This is a genomic window from Lentisalinibacter sediminis, assembly GCF_040706615.1.
Lineage (GTDB): Bacteria > Pseudomonadota > Gammaproteobacteria > Steroidobacterales > Woeseiaceae > Lentisalinibacter > Lentisalinibacter sediminis.
In genome coordinates, this window is record NZ_JAPDRF010000005.1 from 315,896 (window position 1) to 337,422 (window position 21,527).

25 protein-coding genes are annotated in these 21,527 nt (G+C 65.8%); 22 read left to right on the forward strand and 3 right to left on the reverse strand.

The annotated features are described in order from the left end of the window. The first annotated feature begins 116 nt into the window (after nucleotides 1-116). From rsmG to ACJMKX_RS11865, 3 genes are all read left to right on the forward strand, one after another. Nucleotides 117-797 (forward strand): 16S rRNA (guanine(527)-N(7))-methyltransferase RsmG, encoded by a 681-nt coding sequence (gene rsmG / locus ACJMKX_RS11855; protein ID WP_405225426.1) that lies wholly within the window; start codon nucleotides 117-119, stop codon nucleotides 795-797. Beyond that, complete coding sequence (locus ACJMKX_RS11860; protein ID WP_405225429.1) at nucleotides 794-1,588, forward strand: ParA family protein; 795 nt, start codon at nucleotides 794-796, stop codon at nucleotides 1,586-1,588. Before rsmG ends, ACJMKX_RS11860 begins: the two co-directional genes overlap by 4 nt. A gap of 111 nt (nucleotides 1,589-1,699) precedes the next feature. After that, nucleotides 1,700-2,623: a ParB/RepB/Spo0J family partition protein gene (locus ACJMKX_RS11865; RefSeq protein WP_405225431.1), complete on the forward strand. Its 924-nt coding sequence runs from the start codon at nucleotides 1,700-1,702 to the stop codon at nucleotides 2,621-2,623. A 26-nt stretch (nucleotides 2,624-2,649) separates the two neighbouring features. Here ACJMKX_RS11865 and ACJMKX_RS11870 read toward each other — a convergent pair whose 3' ends face one another. Further along, a complete protein-coding gene (locus ACJMKX_RS11870) occupies nucleotides 2,650-3,465 on the reverse strand; it encodes an EAL domain-containing protein (protein WP_405225434.1) in 816 nt (271 codons plus the stop codon). 292 nt (nucleotides 3,466-3,757) lie between these two features. Here ACJMKX_RS11870 and ACJMKX_RS11875 point away from each other — a divergent pair, with 292 nt between their 5' ends. From ACJMKX_RS11875 to modC, 12 genes are all read left to right on the forward strand, one after another. Beyond that, nucleotides 3,758-4,174 carry an ATP synthase subunit I gene (locus ACJMKX_RS11875; protein ID WP_405225436.1) on the forward strand — a complete coding sequence of 139 codons (417 nt, stop codon included), beginning with the start codon at nucleotides 3,758-3,760 and terminating at the stop codon, nucleotides 4,172-4,174. An 8-nt stretch (nucleotides 4,175-4,182) separates the two neighbouring features. Further along, nucleotides 4,183-5,031 carry a F0F1 ATP synthase subunit A gene (gene atpB / locus ACJMKX_RS11880; protein WP_405225439.1) on the forward strand — a complete coding sequence of 283 codons (849 nt, stop codon included), beginning with the start codon at nucleotides 4,183-4,185 and terminating at the stop codon, nucleotides 5,029-5,031. Between the two features lie 66 nt (nucleotides 5,032-5,097). Then, entirely contained in the window at nucleotides 5,098-5,364 is a 267-nt protein-coding gene (gene atpE / locus ACJMKX_RS11885) for a F0F1 ATP synthase subunit C (RefSeq protein ID WP_405225442.1), read from the forward strand. A 94-nt stretch (nucleotides 5,365-5,458) separates the two neighbouring features. Further along, the gene (locus ACJMKX_RS11890; RefSeq protein ID WP_405225445.1) at nucleotides 5,459-5,929 is read left to right on the forward strand and encodes a F0F1 ATP synthase subunit B; all 471 of its coding nucleotides are present in this window, start codon (nucleotides 5,459-5,461) and stop codon (nucleotides 5,927-5,929) included. Between the two features lie 9 nt (nucleotides 5,930-5,938). Next, nucleotides 5,939-6,499: a F0F1 ATP synthase subunit delta gene (locus ACJMKX_RS11895; protein ID WP_405225448.1), complete on the forward strand. Its 561-nt coding sequence runs from the start codon at nucleotides 5,939-5,941 to the stop codon at nucleotides 6,497-6,499. 12 nt (nucleotides 6,500-6,511) lie between these two features. Next, a complete protein-coding gene (gene atpA / locus ACJMKX_RS11900; protein WP_405225451.1) occupies nucleotides 6,512-8,053 on the forward strand; it encodes a F0F1 ATP synthase subunit alpha in 1,542 nt (513 codons plus the stop codon). A gap of 53 nt (nucleotides 8,054-8,106) precedes the next feature. Continuing rightward, a complete protein-coding gene (gene atpG / locus ACJMKX_RS11905; RefSeq protein ID WP_405225454.1) occupies nucleotides 8,107-8,979 on the forward strand; it encodes a F0F1 ATP synthase subunit gamma in 873 nt (290 codons plus the stop codon). 104 nt (nucleotides 8,980-9,083) lie between these two features. After that, nucleotides 9,084-10,463 carry a F0F1 ATP synthase subunit beta gene (atpD, locus tag ACJMKX_RS11910; protein ID WP_405225457.1) on the forward strand — a complete coding sequence of 460 codons (1,380 nt, stop codon included), beginning with the start codon at nucleotides 9,084-9,086 and terminating at the stop codon, nucleotides 10,461-10,463. A gap of 42 nt (nucleotides 10,464-10,505) precedes the next feature. After that, entirely contained in the window at nucleotides 10,506-10,925 is a 420-nt protein-coding gene (locus ACJMKX_RS11915; RefSeq protein WP_405225460.1) for a F0F1 ATP synthase subunit epsilon, read from the forward strand. Nucleotides 10,926-11,031: 106 nt separating this feature from the next. After that, entirely contained in the window at nucleotides 11,032-11,787 is a 756-nt protein-coding gene (modA, locus tag ACJMKX_RS11920; protein WP_405225463.1) for a molybdate ABC transporter substrate-binding protein, read from the forward strand. Nucleotide 11,788: 1 nt separating this feature from the next. Further along, on the forward strand, nucleotides 11,789-12,469 hold the full coding sequence (gene modB / locus ACJMKX_RS11925) for a molybdate ABC transporter permease subunit (protein ID WP_405225466.1): 681 nt from the start codon (nucleotides 11,789-11,791) through the stop codon (nucleotides 12,467-12,469). Then, nucleotides 12,469-13,548, forward strand: a complete 1,080-nt coding sequence (gene modC / locus ACJMKX_RS11930) for a molybdenum ABC transporter ATP-binding protein (protein WP_405225469.1) — start codon at nucleotides 12,469-12,471, stop codon at nucleotides 13,546-13,548. Before modB ends, modC begins: the two co-directional genes overlap by 1 nt. A 16-nt stretch (nucleotides 13,549-13,564) precedes the next feature. Here the strand turns inward: modC and ACJMKX_RS11935 are convergent, their stop codons facing one another. Continuing rightward, nucleotides 13,565-14,119 (reverse strand): hypothetical protein, encoded by a 555-nt coding sequence (locus ACJMKX_RS11935; protein WP_405225472.1) that lies wholly within the window; start codon nucleotides 14,117-14,119, stop codon nucleotides 13,565-13,567. Between the two features lie 161 nt (nucleotides 14,120-14,280). Between ACJMKX_RS11935 and glmU the strand changes: the two genes are divergently transcribed. The 3 genes from glmU (at nucleotide 14,281) to ACJMKX_RS11950 (ending at nucleotide 17,989) form a co-directional block, all read left to right on the forward strand. After that, entirely contained in the window at nucleotides 14,281-15,648 is a 1,368-nt protein-coding gene (glmU, locus tag ACJMKX_RS11940) for a bifunctional UDP-N-acetylglucosamine diphosphorylase/glucosamine-1-phosphate N-acetyltransferase GlmU (protein WP_405225475.1), read from the forward strand. 30 nt (nucleotides 15,649-15,678) lie between these two features. Continuing rightward, the gene (gene glmS, locus ACJMKX_RS11945; RefSeq protein ID WP_405225478.1) at nucleotides 15,679-17,511 is read left to right on the forward strand and encodes a glutamine--fructose-6-phosphate transaminase (isomerizing); all 1,833 of its coding nucleotides are present in this window, start codon (nucleotides 15,679-15,681) and stop codon (nucleotides 17,509-17,511) included. Nucleotides 17,512-17,713: 202 nt separating this feature from the next. Beyond that, entirely contained in the window at nucleotides 17,714-17,989 is a 276-nt protein-coding gene (locus ACJMKX_RS11950; RefSeq protein ID WP_405225481.1) for a hypothetical protein, read from the forward strand. Between the two features lie 64 nt (nucleotides 17,990-18,053). On the opposite strand, the gene ACJMKX_RS11955 is transcribed toward ACJMKX_RS11950, so the two are convergent. Continuing rightward, on the reverse strand, nucleotides 18,054-18,509 hold the full coding sequence (locus ACJMKX_RS11955; protein ID WP_405225483.1) for an HNH endonuclease: 456 nt from the start codon (nucleotides 18,507-18,509) through the stop codon (nucleotides 18,054-18,056). 307 nt (nucleotides 18,510-18,816) lie between these two features. Between ACJMKX_RS11955 and ACJMKX_RS11960 the strand changes: the two genes are divergently transcribed. The 4 genes from ACJMKX_RS11960 to ACJMKX_RS11975 all read left to right on the forward strand — a co-directional run bounded on the left by ACJMKX_RS11960 (nucleotide 18,817) and on the right by ACJMKX_RS11975 (nucleotide 21,516). Beyond that, a complete protein-coding gene (locus ACJMKX_RS11960; protein ID WP_405225486.1) occupies nucleotides 18,817-19,779 on the forward strand; it encodes a choice-of-anchor D domain-containing protein in 963 nt (320 codons plus the stop codon). A gap of 645 nt (nucleotides 19,780-20,424) precedes the next feature. Continuing rightward, nucleotides 20,425-20,733: a BrnT family toxin gene (locus tag ACJMKX_RS11965; protein ID WP_405225488.1), complete on the forward strand. Its 309-nt coding sequence runs from the start codon at nucleotides 20,425-20,427 to the stop codon at nucleotides 20,731-20,733. After that, nucleotides 20,730-21,020 carry a helix-turn-helix domain-containing protein gene (locus ACJMKX_RS11970; RefSeq protein WP_405225491.1) on the forward strand — a complete coding sequence of 97 codons (291 nt, stop codon included), beginning with the start codon at nucleotides 20,730-20,732 and terminating at the stop codon, nucleotides 21,018-21,020. The genes ACJMKX_RS11965 and ACJMKX_RS11970 overlap by 4 nt, the downstream gene beginning before the upstream one ends. Nucleotides 21,021-21,111: 91 nt before the next feature. Beyond that, nucleotides 21,112-21,516: a DUF3052 domain-containing protein gene (locus ACJMKX_RS11975; protein WP_405225493.1), complete on the forward strand. Its 405-nt coding sequence runs from the start codon at nucleotides 21,112-21,114 to the stop codon at nucleotides 21,514-21,516. The last annotated feature ends 11 nt before the right edge of the window (nucleotides 21,517-21,527 follow it).

Below are 21,527 nucleotides of genomic sequence, written 5' to 3' on the forward strand. Positions count from 1 at the left end.
GTGATCTGTGTCGCAGAACGCCTCGCCGCCCGCTGCAACACGGCCCGCCGCACCGGTGCGCCAGCCGCTATAATCCCCGCCCCCAAAGAGTGGCGCGACGGTGGTGCGACGGGACCATGGCGGAGAAAACGGCGGCGGGGCCGGCAGCGGCAGATCCGGAAGCGGAGAAACTGGAAAAGGCAATAAGCCGCGGCGCGGCCGCCCTCGGCCAGCAGCTGCCCGCGGCTGCGGCCGCAAGGCTCGCCCGCCTGCTGCTCCTGCTGGCGAAATGGTCACGCGCCTACAACCTCACCGCCGTGCGTCGCCCCGGGGACATGGTGACCGAGCACGTCCTGGATGCGCTCAGCATCCGGCCCTGGCTGGACGGCCACCGCATCGCCGACGTGGGCACCGGCGCCGGGCTGCCCGGCCTGGTGCTGGCGATCGTGGAGCCGGAACGCCGCTTCACGCTGCTGGACGCCAGCGGCAAGAAGCTGCGCTTCGTGCGCCACGCCGTGGCGGAGCTCGGGCTCGCCAACGTGGAGGTGGTGCAGGCCCGGGTGGAAGACTATGCGCCGGAGGCCGGCTTTGATACCGTGCTTTGCAGAGCGTTCGCGCCGCTGCCACGGTTCGTCGAGTCGAGCGCCCACCTCATCACCGGACACGGCAAGCTCCTGGCGCAGAAGGGTCTCTCGCCCGACGGCGAACTGGGCGCTTTGCCGCCGGGCTGGGCGGCTGAAACGGCGCCGGTGACGGTGCCCGGTCTCGCCAAGACCCGGCACGTGGTCAGCCTGAGAAGAACAGAGAAGGCGGCATGACGAGAATCATCGCGGTAGCGAATCAGAAGGGCGGGGTCGGCAAGACGACCACGGCCGTGAATCTGGCGGCCTCGCTGGCGGCCACCCACCGCCGCGTCCTGCTGGTCGACATGGATCCCCAGGGCAACGCCACCATGGGCTGTGGCGTCAACAAGATGGAGCTGGAGGCCAGCACCTGCGACGTGCTGCTCGGGGAAGCGAGCGCCGCAGACACCATCGTCTCCGTGCCCACCGGCAATTTCGCGCTGCTGCCCGGCAACGAGGACCTGACCCTGGCCGAGGTGCAGCTGCTGCAGGAGATCGGCCGGGAGATGAAGCTCGCGAAGGCGCTGGAACCGGTTGCTGGGCTCTACGACTTCGTGCTGATCGACTGCCCGCCGTCGATCAACATGCTGACCATCAACGCGCTCACCGCCGCCGACGGCGTGCTGATCCCCATGCAGTGCGAGTACTACGCGCTGGAGGGCCTGAGCGCGCTGCTGAACACGATCGCGCAGATCCGCGACAGCGTAAATTCGCGGCTCGAGATGCACGGGCTGCTGCGCACCATGTTCGATCCGCGCAACAACCTGGCCAACGAGGTCTCCGCCCAGCTCATCGAGCACTTCGGCGACAGGGTCTACCGCACCGTCATCCCGCGCAACGTGCGACTGGCCGAGGCGCCAAGCTACGGACTGCCCGTGCTCTATCACGACAAGTACTCCCGGGGCGCACTGGCCTATCTGGCGCTGGCCGGCGAGATACTGCGCCGGGAGGGCGAGCCGGTGCCGCGGGTGCGCACGGCCTCCTGACGCGGCGGCGGCCGGGGGCGAACCTGCTACAATTCCGCTCCCCCGCCCCGCGGGCGCGAGGGCGGCGCCGCGGCCGCGGCAGGCGAGACGAGAGAATCCGCGAGACCCCACATGGTGACCAAGAAGAAGAGGCTGGGACGAGGACTGGATGCGCTGCTGTCCCAGTCGTCCGCGCGTGCCGCCGAGAGCGGCGAGCGGCCGGCCGCCGGCGAATCCGACACGCTGCGCGAGGTCCCGGTTGACCTCCTGCAGCGCGGCCGTTATCAGCCGCGCACGGACATGCGCCAGGAGTCGCTGGAGGAGCTGGCCGATTCCATCCGCGCCCAGGGCGTGGTGCAGCCGATCGTCGTCCGGCCCATTGCTCCGACCGGGGGCCCGGCCGGCGGCAACCGTGGCGAGACCCGCTACGAGATTGTGGCCGGCGAGAGGCGCTGGCGCGCGGCCCAGATCGCCGGGCTGGACACCATCCCGGCCGTGGTCCGGCAGATTCCGGACGAGGCGGCCGTGGCCATGGCCCTCATCGAGAACATCCAGCGCGAGGACCTGAATCCGCTGGAAGAGGCCATGGCGCTGTCGCGCCTGATCGCCGAATTCGACATGACCCATCAGCAGGCCGCCGAGGCGGTGGGCCGCTCCCGCGCCGCGGTGAGCAATCTGCTGCGGCTGCTCGAGCTCGGCGAGGCGGTGAAGAAGCTGGTGGAGGCCCGACAGCTGGAGATGGGCCACGCCCGCGCGCTGCTGGCGCTCACCGACCCGGCCGCGCAGCTGGAAGCTGCCCGACGGGTGGCGAAGGGCCAGCTCTCCGTGCGGGCCACCGAGCAGCTGGTGCAGAAGCTCAACGCGCCGGGGAAGAAGCCGTCCGCGGGCAAGTCGAAGAAGCCGGTGGATCCGGACATCCGCCGACTGGAATCCGAAGTGGCGGAGCGTCTCGGCGCCCGGGTGGAACTCGAGCATGCCGCCGGCGGCAAGGGCCGGTTGGTGATCCGCTACAACAGTCTCGACGAACTCGAGGGCATCCTCGAGCACATCCGCTAGCATCCGCTGGATTCAGGCGCCGGACCTCAGGCGGCCGTCGCCGCCACCGCCGGATAGCAGCTGCGGATGATCTCCGGCATGACCGCCGCCGAGATCAGGAAGCCCTGCATCTTGTCGCAGCGGATCTCGCGCAGGAAGGCCAGCGTCTCCTCGTCCTCCACGCCCTCGGCGCACACCGTGATGCCGGAGCTGTGGGCCAGGCCCGTGATCGCGGCCAGCGCCGTGCGCGACATCTCGTTGGCCCGGGCGTGCGTCAGCATGCTGGCGTCGATCTTGATCTCGTCGAACTCCAGCGCGCCGAACGCCTTCAGCGAGGAGGCCGCGGCGCCGAAGTCGTCCAGCGAGAGGCGGAAGCCCTGCTGGCGCAACGCCGATACCACGCGCCGGCCGGCGAAGCCCGGGTCGGCCACGGCCGATTCGGCGATCTCCAGCGTGACGTCGCCGCAGGCGAGCCCGTACTGCTCGACGATCTGGGCGTAGCGCCAGGGCAGCGCGGGGTCGGTGAGCTCCACCGGCGCCAGGTTGATGCAGCCCTTCAGCGCCAGGCCCCGCTCGCGCCACTTGCGCAGGTTCCTGAGCAGATTCCTCAGCACCAGCTCGTCCAGCTCGGCAATGCGACCCAGCCGCTCGGCCGCCGGCAGGAAGGCGCCGGGCCCCAGCAGTCCGTGCTCCGGGTGGCGCCAGCGGATCAGCGCCTCCGCCTCGGTCGTGCGCCATTCGCCGGTCTCGCCGATCCGTTCCACCTTGGGCTGGAACTGCACGACGAACTCGCGCCGCACCACCGCCGCCTCCAGCTGGGCCGCCGTGATCCGGGGCCCGGGTATGCCGCCTGTGTCCGCCATTCATTACCTCCGGGGTCATTGCGGCGTGTCGGTCGGCGCCGCAGACTCACTGTCGAGGATCGACTATACGGCCGCGGCGCGCGGGTTCTGTGCGCCAGTTCGCAGACCGCCGCGCCGCGCCGCCGGGAACGGCCGTGGCCGGGGCCGGCGGGCGATGTTGCGCAGCAGCAGGACGCTATCTATAATGCTCAGGTTTGCACAGGATCGTTTCCAAAGACCTGTCCACGCCACGTACCCAGGGGTTAGTGGCGTTTTTATTGTCAGCGTCATCCATAAACGAGGGTCGCTCCGCGTGAGCGCCCCGCGCGGCGACCGCGACGGTCGCGATGAGCGCGATCCTCGGCACCTGGTGCTGAAGATCCTGCTGGCACAGACAGGGCTGACGCTGTTCCTGACCGCGGCGGTCTGGATCGGTTACGGGACGGTCCCGGGCTATTCGCTGCTGATCGGCGGCCTGATCTGCATTCTGCCGAATGCGTTCCTGGCCGCGCGGATCCTGAAAGCGGATCTCGAGGGGCTCATGCGCGGCGCGTGGCTCGGCGAGATCGGCAAGTTCGCACTGACCGTGCTCCTGTTCGGCGTGGTCTTTGCGCTGGTGAGGCCGCTCTCCTATGTCGCGGTGCTCGCCGGATTCATACTGGCACAACTGGTGATTCTGATTGCGCCCGTCCTGGAGGGCGGCGCGACCAAAACACATTCTGACGGATAGAGAGCGGCATGGCAGGCGAAGGCACCTCCCCGGCGGACAGAACCGCGAGCGAATACATCTCGCATCACCTGCAGAATCTGCAGGTGTGCCGGGTGGACGGCGAGTGGGTATGGAACAAGTGCGGCAGCACCTTCTTTGCCATCAACGTCGACTCCATCGTGGTCGCCGTGATCCTCGGTTTCGCCTTCATCTGGCTGTTCCGCAAGGTGGCCAGCGCCGCCACCAGCGGCGTGCCCGGCAAGCTGCAGGCCTTCATCGAGCTCATCGTCGACTTCGTGGACGGCTCCGTGAAGGACGCCTTCCACGGCAAGAGCGACCTCATCGCGCCCCTCGCCCTGACCGTATTCATCTGGGTCTTCCTGATGAACCTCATGGACCTGGTGCCGGTGGACTGGCTGCCGTACTCGGCCGAGCTGATCGGCATCCCGTATCTGAAGGTGGTGCCCACCACCGACGTAAACGTGACCTTCGGGCTGTCGCTGTCGGTGTTCGCGCTGATCGTGTTCTACAGCATCAAGGTGAAGGGCTTCGGCGGCTTCATCGGCGAGCTGACGCTGCACCCCATCAAGCCGCCGTCGAAGGGCCTCGGCCTCATCGGCGCGCCGTTCATCATCGCGTTCAACTTCATCCTCGAGGGCGTGTCCCTGCTGGCCAAGCCGCTCTCGCTGTCGCTGCGACTCTTCGGCAACCTCTACGCCGGCGAGCTGATATTCATCCTCATCGCGCTGGTCGGGCTGTGGCAGCTGCCGCTGCACTTTGCCTGGGCGGTGTTCCATATCCTCGTGATCATCCTGCAGGCCTTCATCTTCATGATGCTCACGATCGTTTACCTGAGCCTTGCTCACGAGCACCACTGATTCCGTATCGAGTCTTTCTCAACGACGATTCCTTTCAACTGACCTGATCCTGAGACGGAGAAACTGATGGACTTTGTAATTGGCATGACGGCGATTGCGGTGGCAATCATGATCGGCTTCGGCGCCATCGGCGTCGCCATCGGCATGGGACTGCTGGGCGGCCGCTTCCTCGAGAGCTCTGCCCGCCAGCCGGAACTGGCACCGATGCTGCAGACGAAGATGTTCCTGGTCGTCGCCCTGCTCGACGCCGTCGCGATGATCGGCGTGGGTGTCGCGCTCCTGTTCGCCTTCGCGAATCCCTTCGTCGGTCAGCTCCAGGCGACCCTCGGCTGAGTATTCCGGCGTCGCCGGGCCGTGTGCGGGCGTGTGCCTGCATGACGAGCGGCCCACAGCCGGGATACCCAGGAAAGATTGAGGAGAAACGCAGGTGAATATCAACCTGACACTGATCGGCCAGTCCGTCGCGTTCCTGTTCTTCGTGTGGTTCTGCATGAAGTTCATCTGGCCGCACCTCATGAACGCCATCGAGGAACGGCAGAAGACCATCGCCGACGGCCTCGCGGCGGCCGAGCGCGGTCAGCAGAGTCTCGAGACGGCCGAAGCGAAGGTCGATGAACTCGTGCGTGAGGCCCGGGAACGGGCCCAGGAGATCGTGGATCAGGCGAACGCACGGGCCAACCAGATCGTCGCCGAAGGCAAGGCAGAGGGCGAGCGCGAACGCGAGCGCCAACTGGCGGCCGCGCGCGCGGAGATACAGCAGGAGACCCACAAGGCGCGGGAGGAACTCCGCGGCCAGGTGTCTGCTATCGCCGTGGCGAGCGCCGAGAAGATCCTGCAGCGCGAGATCGACAGCGCCAGCCATGAAGACATCCTGAACAAGCTGGCCTCCCAGCTCTAGGGGCGGACGATGGCGGACAAGCACACCCTGGCAAGACCCTACGCGGACGCCCTGTTCGACCTGGCGCGCCAGGACGGCACGCTGGACGATTGGTCTTCGGCGCTCGGCGTGGCGGCGACGGTCGCCGCCGACGATGGCGTGGCCGGGGTGATGCACGACCCGCGCTACTCCGATACGCAGCGGATCGAGTTCCTGACCGGCCTGTTCGCCGAGGTGCCCGCGGCGAAGATGCTCGCGGGCGGCGAGACGAAGGGCACGAACCTGCTCCGGCTGCTGGTGGATTACGACCGCATCGAGGTGCTGCCGGAGATCGCCGGCCATTTCGATGAGCTGAAAGCGGAACTGGAGAACACCATCGAGGTGACCGTGACCGCCGCCTCGCCGCTGACCGACGAACTGTCGGCGCGCATCCGCAAGGCACTCGAGGAGAAACTGGGCCGGGAGGTGACACTCTCCACGGCGGTGGACGAAGAACTCATCGGCGGCGCCGTGATACGCGCCGGCGACTTTGTCATTGATGGCTCGATACGTTCGCGGCTCACGAAGCTCGCCAACGTACTGGGCAGCTAAGAGGAACGAGACATGGCACTCAAGGCTTCTGAAATCAGTGAACTGATTAAAGAGCGCATACAGAATTTCGAGTCCGCCGCCGAGGCGCGCGACGTCGGCACTGTCATCGGTCTGAACGACGGCATCACCCGCATCTACGGCCTCACGGATGCGAAGTACGGTGAGATGCTCGAGTTCCCCGGCGACACGTTCGGCCTCGCCCTGAACCTCGAGCAGGACTCGGTGGGCGCCGTGATCCTGGGTGACTACACCCACATCTCGGAAGGCGACACGGTGAAGACCACCGGCCGCATCCTCGAGGTGCCGGTGGGCGAGGCGCTGCTCGGTCGCGTCGTCGATTCGCTGGGCCGCCCCATCGACGGCAAGGGCGACATCAAGGAGTCCGGCTTCGAGCCCATCGAGAAGATCGCCCCGGGCGTCATCGAAAGGAAGTCGGTGGACCAGCCGGTGCAGACCGGCCTGAAGGCCATCGACTCCATGGTGCCGATCGGCCGCGGCCAGCGCGAGTTGATCATCGGCGACCGCCAGACCGGCAAGACTGCCATCGCAGTCGACACGATCATCAACCAGAAAGGCAAGGGCATAAAGTGCATCTACGTCGCCGTGGGCCAGAAGGTCTCGTCGGTGGCCGGCGTCGTGCGCAAGCTCGAGGAAGAGGGCGCGATGGATCACACCATCGTCGTCGCGGCCACCGCCGCCGAATCCGCCGCCATGCAGTACATCGCCCCCTACGCCGGCTGCGCCATGGGCGAGTACTTCCGCGACCGCGGCCAGGACGCGCTCATCATCTACGACGACCTCACCAAGCAGGCCTGGGCGTATCGCCAGGTGTCGCTGCTGCTGCGCCGCCCGCCGGGCCGCGAGGCCTATCCCGGCGACGTCTTCTACCTGCACTCCCGCCTGCTGGAGCGCGCGGCGCGGGTGAATGAGGACTACGTCGAGCGCGCCACTAACGGCGAGGTGAAGGGCAAGACGGGCTCGCTGACGGCGCTGCCGATCATCGAGACCCAGGCCGGCGACGTCTCGGCCTTCGTGCCCACCAACGTGATCTCCATTACCGACGGCCAGATCTTCCTGGAGTCGGACCTGTTCAACGCAGGCGTCCGACCGGCCATCAACGCCGGCCTGTCGGTGTCCCGCGTGGGCGGCGCGGCCCAGACCAAGATCATCAAGAAGCTCGGCGGCGGCGTGCGCCTGGCCCTGGCCCAGTACCGGGAGCTGGCGGCATTCGCCCAGTTCGCCTCCGATCTGGACGAGACCACCCGCAAGCAGCTGGCACGCGGCCAGCGCGTCACGGAGCTGATGAAGCAGAAGCAGTACTCGCCCCTGTCGGTCGGCGAGATGGGCCTTTCCCTCTACGCGGTCAACGAGGGTTATATCGACGACGTGCCCGTGGACAAGGTGGTGGACTTCGAGGCCGCCCTGCATGCCTTCGCCCACGCGAGCCACGCTGACCTGATTGCGAAGATCGACGACACCGGTGCCTACGACGACGAGATCCAGGACGGACTGAAGAAGGTCTTGCAGGAGTTCAAGGAGACCGGCACCTGGTAAGCGCCGGGTAACAGCGTCCCCGAGAAACCCGAGAGAGAGCCCGAGAGAGCAATATGGCTGGCGAGAAGGAAATACGCTCCAAGATAAAGAGCGTAAAGAACATGCAGAAGATCACCAGCGCCATGGAAATGGTCGCGGCGAGCAAGATCCGCAAGGCGCAGGCCCAGATGGAGGCCTCCCGCCCGTATGCCGAGCGTATCCGCCGGGTGGTCGGCCACCTCTCCCAGGCCAATCCGGACTACCGCCACCCGTGGCTCGAGCAGCGCGAGGCGCGCCGCGTCGGCTTCATCGTCATCTCCACCGACCGCGGCCTCTGCGGCGGCCTGAACGTGAACATGTTCAAGCGCGTCATCCAGGAGCTGCGCCAGTGGCAGGAGCAGGAGGTGGAGTTCGACCTGGCCCTGATCGGCGCGAAGGCGGTGCAGTTCTTCCGCCGGGTCGGCGGCAATGTCGTCGCCACGGCCAGCCACCTCGGCGACTCGCCGCAGATCAACGACCTGCTCGGCTCCATCAAGGTGATGCTGGACGCCTACAGCGAGGGCCGCATCGACCGGCTGTTCCTGGTGCACAACGAGTTCGTGAGCACGATGAGCCAGAAGCCGGAGGTGAAGACCATCCTGCCGGTCAGCGAGATCGAGGGCGACAACGAAGAGCTGCAGCAGCACTGGGACTACATCTACGAGCCCGATCCGGCGGAACTGCTGGACGACGTGCTGCAGCGCTACATCGAATCCCAGGTCTACCGCGGCGCGGTCGAGAACTTCGCCTGCGAGATGGCCGCGAAGATGATCGCCATGAAGTCCGCCACGGACAACGCCGGCGACATCATCGAGAGCCTGCAGCTGCAGTACAACAAGGCCCGCCAGGCCGCCATCACCCAGGAGATCTCCGAGATCGTGGGCGGCGCGGCAGCCGTGAGCGGCTGATTGAATTTAATGTAGGAGGGCCTTCAGGCCCGATTTGAGAATGTAGGAGGGCCTTCAGGCCCGAACAGGCCTTCAGGCCCGATTCGAATGATGAGGAAATACGCATGAGCACCGGAAAGACCGTGCAGATCATCGGCGCCGTCGTGGACGTGGAGTTCCCCCGGGAATCCATCCCGAATATCTACGACGCGCTGGAACTCGAAGACGGCGGGCTGACGCTGGAGGTACAGCAGCAGCTCGGCGACGGCGTGGTCCGCACGATCGCCATGGGTTCCAGTGAGGGCCTGCAGCGCGGCATGACGGTGAAGAACACCGGCCAGCCCATCTCGGTGCCGGTCGGCGCCGGCACCCTCGGCCGCATCATGGACGTGCTCGGCAAGCCCATCGACGACGCGGGCGAGGTGTCCACCGAGGAACTCTGGCCCATCCACCGCAAGCCGCCGGCCTACGAGGACCAGGAGGCCGCCACCCAGCTGCTGGAGACCGGCGTGAAGGTCATCGACCTGATCATGCCCATCGCCAAGGGCGGCAAGGTGGGTCTGTTCGGCGGCGCCGGCGTGGGCAAGACGGTGACGCTGCTCGAGCTCATCAACAACATCGCCAAGCAGCATTCCGGCCTGTCCGTGTTCGCGGGCGTCGGCGAGCGTACCCGCGAGGGTAACGACTTCTACTACGAGATGAAGGAAGCGGGCGTCCTCGACAAGGTGGCGCTCGTCTTCGGCCAGATGAACGAGCCGCCGGGCAACCGCCTGCGCGTGGCGCTCACCGGCCTCACCATGGCGGAGTACTTCCGCGACGAGGGCCGCGACGTCCTGATGTTCATCGACAACATCTACCGCTACACCCTGGCCGGCACCGAGGTCTCGGCGCTGCTGGGCCGCATGCCCTCCGCCGTGGGTTACCAGCCGACGCTGGCCGAGGAGATGGGCGTGCTGCAGGAGCGCATCACCTCCACCAAGACCGGTTCCATCACCTCGTTCCAGGCCGTGTACGTTCCCGCCGACGACCTCACCGACCCGTCGCCGGCCACGACCTTCGCCCACCTGGACGCCACGCTGGTGCTGTCCCGCCAGATCGCCGAACTCGGCATCTACCCGGCCGTGGATCCGCTGGACTCCACCTCGCGCCTGCTGGACCCGAACGTGATCGGCCAGGAGCACTACGACTGCGCCCGCTCGGTGCAGGCCGTGCTGCAGACCTACAAGGAACTGCAGGACATCATCGCCATCCTCGGCATGGACGAACTCTCCGAGGAGCAGAAGCTCACCGTGAATCGGGCGCGCAAAATCCAGCGCTTCCTGTCCCAGCCGTTCTTCGTGGCCGAGACCTTCACCGGCACGCCCGGCACCTACGTCACGCTGAAGGACACCATCCGCGGTTTCCAGGGCATCGTTGACGGCGAGTACGACCACATCCCGGAGCAGGCCTTCTACATGGTCGGCACCATCGAAGAAGCGGTGGAGAACGCCAAGAAGATGCAGTAACGGCCGCTGCATCGCTGTACTGGCACACGAGGCTAACGAGCAATGCCAACCATCAAAGTCGACATCGTCAGCGCGGAAGGCGAGATCTATTCCGGCACCGCCGCAATGGTCTTCGCGCCGGCGTCCGAGGGCGAGGTGGGTATCGCCCCCCGCCACGCGCCGCTGCTGACGACGCTGAAGCCGGGCATGTGCCGGGTGGAGGACGAGGAAGGCGCCGAGCACAACTTCTACCTCACGGGCGGCGTGCTCGAGATCCAGCCGCACATGGTGACCATCCTGGCCGACACGGCTCTCCGCGGTGAGCAGCTGGACGAGGCCGCCGCCCTGCAGGCCAAGGAAGCCGCCGAGAAGGCGCTGGAAGGGGCCGCCGAGGAGACCGACCTGGCCAGGGCCCAGCAGGAGCTGGCCGAGGCCGAGGCCCGCTACCGCGCTGCCCAGAAGCTCAAGGGCAAGTCCGGCTGAGTCCCGCTTGACCCCGCCTGCGCGCCCGCGCAGATTAGATGCCTCTGCACGGAGGCTTCCCCGCATGCGCCACACCGCAACAGGACGAACGGCCGTCCGGCGGGCCATGGCACCGAAGACCGTATTGGCGCTCCTGATCGTCGCGAGCGCCGTCGTGTTCGCCAGCCCGGCTGTGCGGGCCGCGGAGGTCACGGTGGCGGTTGCCGCCAACTTCCTCGCCACGCTGGAGCAGCTGGAACCCGAATTCGAAAAGCAGAGCGGCCACGAGCTGCGCCTCTCGGCCGGTTCCACCGGCAGCCTGTACGCGCAGATCGCGAACGGCGCCCCTTACGACGTTTTCCTGGCCGCCGACGAGGCCCAGCCCGCGCGCGCGCTGGAAGAGGGCCATGCGGTGCCCGGCAGCGCCTTCGTTTACGCCGTCGGCACACTGGTGCTCTGGTCCGCCGATCCGGACCGGATCCACGGGCCCGAGGCCCTGGAAGGCGAGTTCCATCATCTCGCCGTCGCCAACCCCCGCACCGCGCCCTATGGCGCCGCCGCGCAGGAAGTACTGACGGCCCTTGGGCGCTGGGAGCCGCTCGCCGGGCGGATCGCCCGCAGCCAGAGCGTGGCCGGCGCCTGGTCGGCGGTGGCATCCGGCGCGGCGGACCTCGGTTTCGTGGCGCTTTCCTCCCTCGTAGCGGTTGGCGCGCCGGCCGGCAGCTACTGGGAGCCGCCCCAGGCGCTGTACTCGCCGCTGCGCCAGTCTGCCGTCCTGCTATCACGGGGCGCGGATAACCCCGCCGCGACCGCCTTCCTCGAATTTCTGCGTAGCGACGACGCCCGTGCCGTCATCCGCCGCGCCGGCTACCGCACCCACTGATATGCTCTCTCCGGCCGACTGGGAAGCCGCGCGCACCACGCTACTGCTGGCTGCCACTACCGTGGTGGTGCTGATACTCGTGGCCACGCCGCTGGCCTGGCGCCTGGCCTTCGCCCGCGGCCGCTGGGCCCGGGTGGCAGAGGCCGTGGTGGCCATGCCGCTCGTGCTGCCGCCCACGGTCATGGGGTTTTATCTGCTGGTGTTGCTGGGCCCCGCCGGCCCCATCGGCAGCTGGTGGGTAAAGCTCACCGGCGACACCCTGAGCTTCTCCTTCATCGGGCTGGTCATCGCCTCCTGCCTGCACTCGCTGCCATTCGCCGTGCAGCCGCTGCAGAACGCGTTCGAGTCCGTGGGCCGCCGGCGACTCGAGGCCGCCGCCAGCCTGCGGGCGAGTCCGCTGGACGCCTTCTTCTCGGTGGCGCTGCCGCTGGCGCTGCGGGGCTATGTGACCGCTGCGGTGCTCACCTTCGCCCACACCCTCGGTGAGTTCGGCGTCATGCTGATGGTGGGCGGCAACATCCCCGGCCGCACCCGGGTCCTGTCCATCTCCATCTTCGAGCACGTCGAGACGCTGGACTACGCGGCCGCCCATCGGCTGGCCGCGGCGCTGCTGATCTTCTCGTTCGTGGTGCTGCTGTCGGTATATCTCGCCAACGGCCGCTACCGTACCCGGGTGGCCTGATGCGTCTCGCCATCGACCTCCACGTCCGCCGTGACCGCTTCGAACTGCGGGTGGACGAAGCGCTGGAACTGGAGGGCATCACCTCCCTGTTCGGCCCCAGCGGCGCCGGCAAGACCACGTTGCTGCAGGCGCTCGCGGGCTTCCTGCCCGGCACCGGCCGAATCGAGGCGGACGGCGTGATCTGGCAGGACGGCCGGCGCTTCCTCCCGGCCCATCGCCGGCCGGTGGGCGTCGTCTTCCAGGACGGCCGCCTGTTCGAGCACCTGGATGTGGCCGGCAACCTGGACTACGGCGCCCGCCGGGCGGATCCGCGCGGTCCGTCGGTGCGCCGCAGCGAAGTGGTCGCGGCCCTCGGGCTCGCCGGGCTGCTGGACCGCCGCGTGGATACCCTCTCCGGCGGCGAGACCCAGCGGGTGGCCATCGGCCGCGCTCTGCTGGCCCGCCCGCGTCTGCTCTTGATGGACGAGCCGCTGGTGGCGCTGGACCGGGAGCGCAAGGCCGTCATCCTCGCGATGATCGCGGAGCTGCCACGGCGTTTCGGTTTGCCCGTGCTGTTCGTCAGTCACCTGGTGGAGGAGATCGCCCAGATCGCCGACCGCCTCGTGGCGCTGCGGGACGGCCGCACTGCCGGCCAGGGTCCGACGGTGGCCATGCTGGAGCGACTCGGTGCCGAAGTCACCGGACACTTCGAGGCCGGCTCCCTGCTCGAGGGCCATGTCACCCGCCACGACGAGGAACACTCGCTGACCTGCGTGGACGTCGGCGCGGGGTTGCTGTGGACGCCGGGTGCCATGCATGCCGGAGTGGGCGAGCGCGTTCGGGTGCGGCTGCGCGCCCGCGACGTGGCGTTGTCCCTGCGGCGGCTGGAGGGGGTATCCATGCGCAACCAGCTGCCGGCCACCGTAGTGCAAATCCAGGAGGAGACCGGCCCGTATGCGGAGGTGCGGCTGGACTGCGGCGGGGCGATAGTGCGGGCGCGTATCACCCGGCTGGCGGTGCGGGACCTCGGGCTCGAGCCCGGCCTGCCCGTCTACGCGCTGGTGAAGACGGTGGCTTTCGACCGCCGCCTCAAGTCTTGATACTCCGCCGCGGTCCTCAGCGCAGCGCCCCGGTCACGCTCGCGTAGTTCCAGGACCCCACGATACGGGTGCGGGGCCGATGATCCGCCAGGCGCTGCCGCTGCCAGCGCTCGAACGCGGCCTGCTCCAGCTGCGGGGGCCGGCGCCAGTCGTCCCGGGCGTGGTAGTGCCAGACGTACTCGTCCAGATAGCCCGCATCCGCCACCGCCGCCAGCGTGTCCAGGTACTCGTCCCGGGCGTCCTTCATGCGGCTCTGGTCGTGCCAGGTCTCCACGAGTATCTCCCGTGCCCCCAGCTCGCAGTCCCAGGAATGGTTGCGGGCCGGGTTGTCCCCGCCGATCATGAGCTGACAGGTGCTGCGGTCGAGGCTGTAGGCCACCCAGCTCTGCAGGTCCGGGCTGTCGTCGATGAGCACCTGCGGCGGCAGGTAGAACGTGTCGCCGTCGGTGACGCCGTCGCGCACGTAGATGCGGCCGTCGCAGGCGGCCAGGGCCAGCGTCGCCGCCGCGATAGCCAGCGTCACCGCGGGACCGGGCCGGCGCGCGGCCTCTGTTTTGGGGCTGCCAATCATGTCCGTCCTCCCGGGAGGATTGTGATCCGCGGATTCTGCCACAGCCAAACTGAACGGACGCTGAGCACCGTCACGCGTGTGAACCGGGTAACATCACGGCCTCGGCGCCTGCGCTATCATTCCATTTTACGTAAACACTCCCACAGACAGACCCGAAACCCTTGCCACTCAGCATCGTCATACTCGCGGCCGGACAGGGCACCCGCATGCGTTCGGACCTGCCCAAGATCCTGCAGCCGCTGGCGGGCCGCCCGCTTCTGGCCCACGTGGTGGATACCGCCCGCGCGCTGGGCGCGGACGACGTCTGCGTGGTCTATGGCCACGGCGGCGACCGGGTGCGGGAAGCCTTCCCCCAGGCCGACCTCCGCTGGGCCCTGCAGGCGGAGCAGCTGGGCACCGGCCACGCGGTCATGCAGGCGCTGCCGGACACCCCGGTGGCCAACCAGGTGCTGGTGCTGTGCGGCGACGTGCCGCTGATCCGGCCGGAGACGCTCGAGCGCCTCGTCGAGGCCTGTGCAGACGGCAGCGTTGGCGTGCTCACGGTGGACGTGCCGGACCCGACGGGCTACGGGCGCATCGTCCGCGGCGCGGACGGCGACGTGCAGCGCATCGTCGAGCAAAAGGATGCGAGTGGCGCCGAGCTCGACATCGCCGAGATCAACAGCGGCATTATTATTGCCCCGGCGGCCCGGCTCTCGGGCTGGCTCGAGAACCTGAGCGCCGACAACGCCCAGGGCGAGTACTACCTCACCGACATCATCGCCAGCGCGGTGGCCGAGGGAGTCGCCGTGCACGGCGTGAAGGCGGACTCCTGGACCGAGGTCATGGGCATTAACGACAGGCGACAGCTGGCCGAGGCCGAGCGGGCGCTGCAGCGCCGCCGGGTGGATGCGATCATGACGGCGGGCGCCACCGTGGCCGACCCGGCCCGGGTGGACATCCGCGGCACGCTGACCGTGGGCCGCGACGTCTTCATCGACGTGAATGCCGTGTTCGAGGGCGAGGTGGTGCTCGGCGACCGGGCGCATATCGGCCCTGGCGTGGTGGTGCGCGACAGCCGCATCGGCGCCGATACCGTGATCCATCCTCACACGGTGATCGAGGAGAGCGTCATCCACGCCGGCTGCCAGATCGGCCCGTTCGCGCGGCTGCGCCCCGGCGCCGAATTCGCCGACGGCTCCAAGGCCGGCAACTTCGTCGAGGTGAAGAAGAGTCTGATCGGCGAAGGCAGCAAGGTGAACCATCTGACCTACATCGGCGACACCACCATCGGCCGCAAGGTGAACGTGGGCGCCGGCACCATCACCTGCAACTATGACGGCGCCAACAAGCACCGCACCGTCATCGGCGACGGCGCGTTCATCGGCTCGGGGGTCAACCTGGTCGCGCCGGTGGAAGTGGGCGCGGGAGCCACCATCGGCGCGGGCTCCACCATCAGCAAGCCGGCCCCGGCGGACAAGCTCACGCTGGCCCGGACCAAGCAGATCACACTGGAACACTGGAAGCGGCCGCAGAAGAAGCAGTCCTGACGGGCTCGCGGCTGCAGCAAGGAGAAATATATGTGCGGTATCGTCGGCGCCATCGCTGAACGGAACGTGGTCCCGGTCCTCGTCGAGGGCCTCAGGCGTCTGGAATACCGCGGCTACGACTCCGCGGGCGTGGCCGTGCTGCAGCCGGGCGGCGACATCGGGCTCCGCCGCACCGTCGGCAAGGTGGCCGAACTCGACGCGAAGCTCGAGGCCGACCCTCTCGAAGGCCGTCTCGGTGTCGCCCACACTCGCTGGGCCACCCACGGCGGCGTCACCGAGGCCAATGCCCACCCGCACCTCTCCGGCGACCGCGTCGCCGTGATCCACAACGGCATCATCGAGAACTACCAAGAGATCAAGGACGAACTCGAGGCCAAGGGTTACGAGTTTCTCTCCGAGACCGACACCGAGGTGGCCGCCCACCTCGTCCACGACCACCTGAAGTCAGGCTGCGACCTGCCCGAGGCCGTGCGCCGCTCCGTCGCCCGCTTCACCGGCGCCTTCGCACTGCTGGTTTTCGATGCGTCGGATCCGGACCGCTTCGTCGTCAGCCGCGTCGCGAGCCCGCTGGTCATCGGGCTCGGCATCGGGGAGAACTACGTGGCCAGCGGCGTGCCCGCGCTGCTGCCGGTCACCCAGCGCTTCATCTACCTCGAGCAGGGCGACCTCGCCGAGATCAAACGCGACGCCGTCAACATCTTCGACGTGGACGGCAACGCGGTCGAGCGCAAGGTGCACGAGACCCAGTGGAGCAGCGACTCGGCGGAGAAGGGCCCCTACCGCCACTTCATGCTGAAGGAGATCTTCGAGCAGCCGAGCGCGCTGGCCAGCACCCTGTACGGCCGTATCGAGAGCGGCAAGGTCGTCACCGATTCCCTCGGCCCCCAGGCGGCCGAGATGCTGAATGGCGTCGAGCACATCCACATCGTCGCCTGCGGCACCAGCTACCATGCCGGCTGCGTCGGCAAGTACTGGCTGGAGTCACTCGCCGGCGTCACCTGCCAGGTGGAGATCGCCAGCGAATACCGCTACCGCAAGGTGGCCGTGCCGCCCAACACCCTGTTCCTGACGCTGTCACAGTCCGGCGAGACCGCCGACACACTCGAGGCGCTGCGCATCGCCAAGCAGTCCGGCTATGTCGGCAGCCTCACCATCTGCAACAGCGCTCACAGCTCCATGGTGCGGGAATCCGACCTCACCATGATGACCCACGCCGGCCCTGAGATCGGCGTGGCCAGCACCAAGGCCTTCACCACCCAGCTGCTCTCCATGCTGCTGGTCACCCTCATCCTCGCCCGACAGCGCGGCATGAGCGCGGAACTGGAAGATGAGCTCGTGCCCCACGTCATGCACACGGCGGCGGCGGTGGAAGAGGCCCTCGGCATGAGCGACGCGCTGAAGGACCTGGCCGAGGACTTCTCGGAGAAACACCACACGCTCTTCCTCGGCCGTGGCCCCATGTGGCCGGTAGCCATGGAAGGCGCGCTGAAGCTGAAGGAGATCTCCTACATCCACGCCGAGGCGTATGCCGCGGGAGAACTGAAGCACGGCCCGCTGGCCCTCATCGACGAGGACATGCCGGTGGTGGTGGTCGCGCCCAACAACGAGCTGCTGGACAAGCTGAAGTCGAACATGCAGGTGGTGCGGGCTCGCGGCGGACAGCTCTATGTGTTCGCCGACAAGGAGACGGGCATCAAGAGTGAAGAGGGCATCAAGGTCATTGATATGCCCCATGCCGATCGGTTGATCGCGCCGATTGTGTATACCGTGCCGCTGCAGTTGCTCGCTTATCACGTCGCCGTTCTGAAGGGGACGGATGTGGATCAGCCTAGGAATCTGGCTAAGTCGGTGACGGTGGAGTAGGCAGCGCGGCTGCGGTGCTGTGGATTCTAGCAATTAAAAGCGTCGGAGCTTGAGGCGAATCAGACGGCAGATCCAGCTGGTTATGATGTCCGCTATCGATCCGAAGCGACCAATTGTCTGTATCTTCGATCAGAGAAATTGCTCCGTCCTCATTTCCAGGCGTTCTTCTTTTGAAGAGTGATACTCTGCAAGGCGACCCAGGATGAAACACGGCACTATTCATCCGGACGACGAAACAGACAAGAGTCCCACCCGCCGTTATTACTTGATCTTCGACGGCTTAAGTGTCGCCTACATTGAAGGCGAGGCTGTCGCTTATCATCTCGACAAAATGACCGGTGAGTGGATCGAGGACGCCTTCACGTGGCGACACATCAGCGGAATTGGGGGCGATTCAAACTGCGAGGAAGTCAGCGAACGTCAAGCACAGGAATGGGTCGCCGAAAATCTTGCGAAGTTGAAGGTGAATTGGTCGTGAACCCCAAGCATTTCGAATCTGCTCGGAGGTTACATGGACGGCTCTCTACCGCGGTCCACGAAGGCTACTCGTCATGCCGACGTCGCCGCTTTCTACGGCGTTCCTGCTGTACAAAACCTGCGGCAATTTCCTCGCCGACAGCTGTCTTTTTTTCGACTTGGTATTTCGCCCAAACACCGAGCTTCAGAATGTACTGAAACTCTTCGGGTAGGTAATGCCACCGGTAGTTATTGCACAGTTCGTGGGCAGGCAGATAGTTCTCTTCCGCATGTTCCCCACCCCCGCCGTAAGCTTGTACATGATCAGCGTGCCACCTCGCTCCAACCTTACCCCCACAGATGTGACACCGGCCGTCAGTCTTAGCAAGTATTCGCGCACGCTGATTTGCAGACAATCGTTTCCGTGGCGCCCGACCATTGGCCCGCGCACTAGCCATCATCTCACCCCGCTTCGCGCTTAGCTTAGCGAATAGCTTGCGAAGGTAGGTTGCCCGCTTACGGGGTGGCCACTTGTCTTCCATACGCCCGATTGTGCATGCCGGTTGTCTGCATCACAACTCGTCAAGCAGAGCGCTCGTGGCCGGTTTCGCTGTACTTGCGGACCCTGGATAGCCCTCTGTCTTGGGCGGTTAAGGTCGCTTAACGACCCGAAGCAGACTCTCCCATCGTAGATTCCCGTATTGACCGGACGGCCCAGTTCCTGCACGTTGAAATTGCCAAGGAATGGTGAGCTTACCGTGGACAGCCAAGGTGGCTGTTTGCTTGACAGATCAGGGAAGAGTCTGCCGCAAGCCTCCAGCTGCCCGCCCGCAGCAGGAGGGTTTTAACATGCGTATTCACAGGCTTCTGCTCTTTCTCGCAGCAGCATCCCTTCCATTAATCGCGACAGCGGCCCAGTTGACATGGTCCCCGCTCTACGTGGATTTCGGGCAGGTCACGATCGGGGGCACGGCATATCAGACGCTAACATTGACCAATGAGGATGCTGGGGAGGTCATCACGGTTTCCGCGATTGAGTTCACCTTCAACCAAGGCGGCGCATTCACATGGAACGCCGCCGTGCCGGCGGAAATTTTGCCCGGCGAATCTCTGGACATCGAACTCAGCTTCACGCCGAATGACTGGAGCTTCGCGATGGCGGACATGTGGATCTACAACAGCTCCGATAATGCGCCTTCGCTATATATCCAGCTCATGGGTGAGGGAATCGAAGGCGATCCCTGTGCGCCTCTCACCAATTGCTATGGGCTTTGCGTCGATCTGCAGACCGACGTGAGCAATTGTGGCACCTGCGGCAACGCTTGTGGGCCGGTGGACAATGGGACCGTCGCATGCGAATCAGGCGAGTGCATCGTCACATGCGATGAAGGCTACGAGCTTGATGGCGACACCTGTGAGCCCGTGGTTTCCGAAAGTGCGCTCGCGATGCTGATGACGCTGATCGACGATGTTGATGACTATGTCGCCGACGGCACTCTTTTTGGCTACGGGCCCGGTCGAAGCGCGGATGCGCATCTCAAGAACTTCACCAGAGCGCTGTCCGACGCTTCGGTAAACCTGCTTGTTGGCGAAGAGCCCCAGGTTCAGATGGCCTGTGACCTGCTGAGCGTGTGGCCGCGGCGCTGCGATGGCGCTTGGCCAGTCCCGCCGGACCAGCTCGCTGGTGAGATGGCCTATGTCGTCAGCGGCCGGATCATCGAGGTTATGGAAGCAATCGGAGCCGAGTACCCGCTTGTAATCTGTGAGCCTTTGCCCGCGATTGTCCCTGGGCCGGAGAATCCTTCTCGCTGACCTCCTTTCGGCCGGCAAACACTAGAACGGAGCCCCGCCTACAGAGCGGGGCTCTTTTCACTGACCGCTACTGGCCGGAAGCGGACGATTGAATATCTAACGCCTCAGCGCGATTCTCCCCGCACTACCGCTGGGCTGGGGGCCACATGCATGCATGAAGCGCGAGGGTTTGCGTGAGTGATTCCCGAACGCCAGTCGACTTTCGACGGGAATCGCGCAGATGTTGCCTCGAAGTCTTTGTGGGGTTTCAGCAGCATCTGTACTGAGGCACGGCTGGCGTTGGCGCTGCCAAGAACGAAGCGATCCATGCCGACATGATTCCCTGATCGGCCTGCCAGTTTCTCGAACAATCGCACCGAAATTCGAGTGGCGAGCTGGCACAGAGGGAGCGACCATATTACTGCGCCTGCACTCGCGACGGGCGATGAGCATATCGCCAATGGCTCATAACCGGCGCCGGGGTAAGGCCTCACGTTAGACCTTTTCCTAAAGTAGATTCTCGAATACGTTTCCGCTGAAACACCGGGAAGCCTCCTGAACGCCGGCCAGTCCCTTCTAGAAGCCGGGTCTGACACGCGCCGACGATCATCACGAGCCGACGGCGTGTTCGTGCGCATAGCCCTAAGCCATTGACGGACTACGTCATTGACTTATAATCAATCCCTGAGATTCGAATGGGACGACGCGAAGAATCTTGCCAATCGCAAGAAGCACGGCCTGTCGCTTTCTGAGGCCTCGCAGCTTTTTCACAGCGGTGGCGACTACTTGGAAATCTTTGACGCCGACCATTCGGACGAGGAGGACCGATTCATCGGAATTGGCCCGGTTGACCGCGGAATCGTGGTCGTAGTCTATATGGAGCCGGAGGACGATCTCGTCCGCATCATAGGAGCGCGCTTCGCAACGAGGCGAGAGCAGAACCTGTACCGCAAGTATATGGATTCGTATCGATGACCGAGATTCCCAAGATTTTGGACGAACAATTCGAGAGGTCATTGCCGGCGAAGCTCAGGGCTCGCCTGATCCGAGGAGGCATTCTCACCGGAGAGGATATCGCCGCGCTGCGGCGTTTCGTCGGGCTGAGTCAGGCCGAGTTTGCTCGGGCCATGGAGATTAGCGTCCATACCTTGCGCAATTGGGAGCAGGGGCGCAGAAAGCCCGAAGGGCCAGCGCTTGCGCTGCTCAGGATCGCTGCGCGCCACCCGAGAATCATTCGGGAGAATCTCGTATCGGCGGCGTAAGCATCTGCTTACTGCTCAATCCGCGCACCCAAAAGACATAAGCACCAGCCAATGCCAAGCGGACGCAGCGGGACAACCAAGGACCTCAGCAATGGCCGGATACTCCGGTACCCCGCTCAGCAGGAAACTCGGCATCAAGCCGGGCACGCGCGTAAAAGCGAGAGGCGCTCCGGCCCACTATGCGGATCTGCTGGCACCACTGCCCGAGGGGGTCGTCGTATCGTCCAGGCTCCACCCTCCGTTCGACATCCTGCTCGTCTTCACCAAGTCTCGCGCGAATCTCCGTACCGAACTGGAACGCGGCCTGAATGAAATACCCCAGGACGGTGCTCTGTGGGTTTCCTGGCCAAAGAAGGCCTCCGCCGTCGAGACGGACGTGAGCGAGGACGTCGTGCGTGAACTCGCGCTGCCGATGGGGCTGGTAGAAAAGGTCTGTGCGGTCGCCGAGACGTGGTCCGGGCTGAAGCTGGTAATCAGGAAGGCCCTGCGGCAGTGATCGCGCGGCGA

Excerpts from the sequence above, each read along its gene's own strand:
- rsmG (WP_405225426.1), top strand. The coding sequence starts at position 117 with ATGGCGGAGAAAACGGCGGCGGGGCCGGCAGCGGCAGATCCGGAAGCG.
- ACJMKX_RS11860 (WP_405225429.1), top strand. The coding sequence starts at position 794 with ATGACGAGAATCATCGCGGTAGCGAATCAGAAGGGCGGGGTCGGCAAG.
- ACJMKX_RS11865 (WP_405225431.1), top strand. The coding sequence starts at position 1,700 with ATGGTGACCAAGAAGAAGAGGCTGGGACGAGGACTGGATGCGCTGCTG.
- ACJMKX_RS11870 (WP_405225434.1), bottom strand. The coding sequence starts at position 3,465 with ATGGCGGACACAGGCGGCATACCCGGGCCCCGGATCACGGCGGCCCAG.
- atpB (WP_405225439.1), top strand. The coding sequence starts at position 4,183 with ATGGCAGGCGAAGGCACCTCCCCGGCGGACAGAACCGCGAGCGAATAC.
- atpE (WP_405225442.1), top strand. The coding sequence starts at position 5,098 with ATGGACTTTGTAATTGGCATGACGGCGATTGCGGTGGCAATCATGATC.
- ACJMKX_RS11895 (WP_405225448.1), top strand. The coding sequence starts at position 5,939 with ATGGCGGACAAGCACACCCTGGCAAGACCCTACGCGGACGCCCTGTTC.
- atpA (WP_405225451.1), top strand. The coding sequence starts at position 6,512 with ATGGCACTCAAGGCTTCTGAAATCAGTGAACTGATTAAAGAGCGCATA.
- atpG (WP_405225454.1), top strand. The coding sequence starts at position 8,107 with ATGGCTGGCGAGAAGGAAATACGCTCCAAGATAAAGAGCGTAAAGAAC.
- atpD (WP_405225457.1), top strand. The coding sequence starts at position 9,084 with ATGAGCACCGGAAAGACCGTGCAGATCATCGGCGCCGTCGTGGACGTG.
- ACJMKX_RS11915 (WP_405225460.1), top strand. The coding sequence starts at position 10,506 with ATGCCAACCATCAAAGTCGACATCGTCAGCGCGGAAGGCGAGATCTAT.
- modA (WP_405225463.1), top strand. The coding sequence starts at position 11,032 with ATGGCACCGAAGACCGTATTGGCGCTCCTGATCGTCGCGAGCGCCGTC.
- modB (WP_405225466.1), top strand. The coding sequence starts at position 11,789 with ATGCTCTCTCCGGCCGACTGGGAAGCCGCGCGCACCACGCTACTGCTG.
- modC (WP_405225469.1), top strand. The coding sequence starts at position 12,469 with ATGCGTCTCGCCATCGACCTCCACGTCCGCCGTGACCGCTTCGAACTG.
- ACJMKX_RS11935 (WP_405225472.1), bottom strand. The coding sequence starts at position 14,119 with ATGATTGGCAGCCCCAAAACAGAGGCCGCGCGCCGGCCCGGTCCCGCG.
- glmS (WP_405225478.1), top strand. The coding sequence starts at position 15,679 with ATGTGCGGTATCGTCGGCGCCATCGCTGAACGGAACGTGGTCCCGGTC.
- ACJMKX_RS11950 (WP_405225481.1), top strand. The coding sequence starts at position 17,714 with ATGAAACACGGCACTATTCATCCGGACGACGAAACAGACAAGAGTCCC.
- ACJMKX_RS11955 (WP_405225483.1), bottom strand. The coding sequence starts at position 18,509 with ATGGAAGACAAGTGGCCACCCCGTAAGCGGGCAACCTACCTTCGCAAG.
- ACJMKX_RS11960 (WP_405225486.1), top strand. The coding sequence starts at position 18,817 with ATGCGTATTCACAGGCTTCTGCTCTTTCTCGCAGCAGCATCCCTTCCA.
- ACJMKX_RS11970 (WP_405225491.1), top strand. The coding sequence starts at position 20,730 with ATGACCGAGATTCCCAAGATTTTGGACGAACAATTCGAGAGGTCATTG.
- ACJMKX_RS11975 (WP_405225493.1), top strand. The coding sequence starts at position 21,112 with ATGGCCGGATACTCCGGTACCCCGCTCAGCAGGAAACTCGGCATCAAG.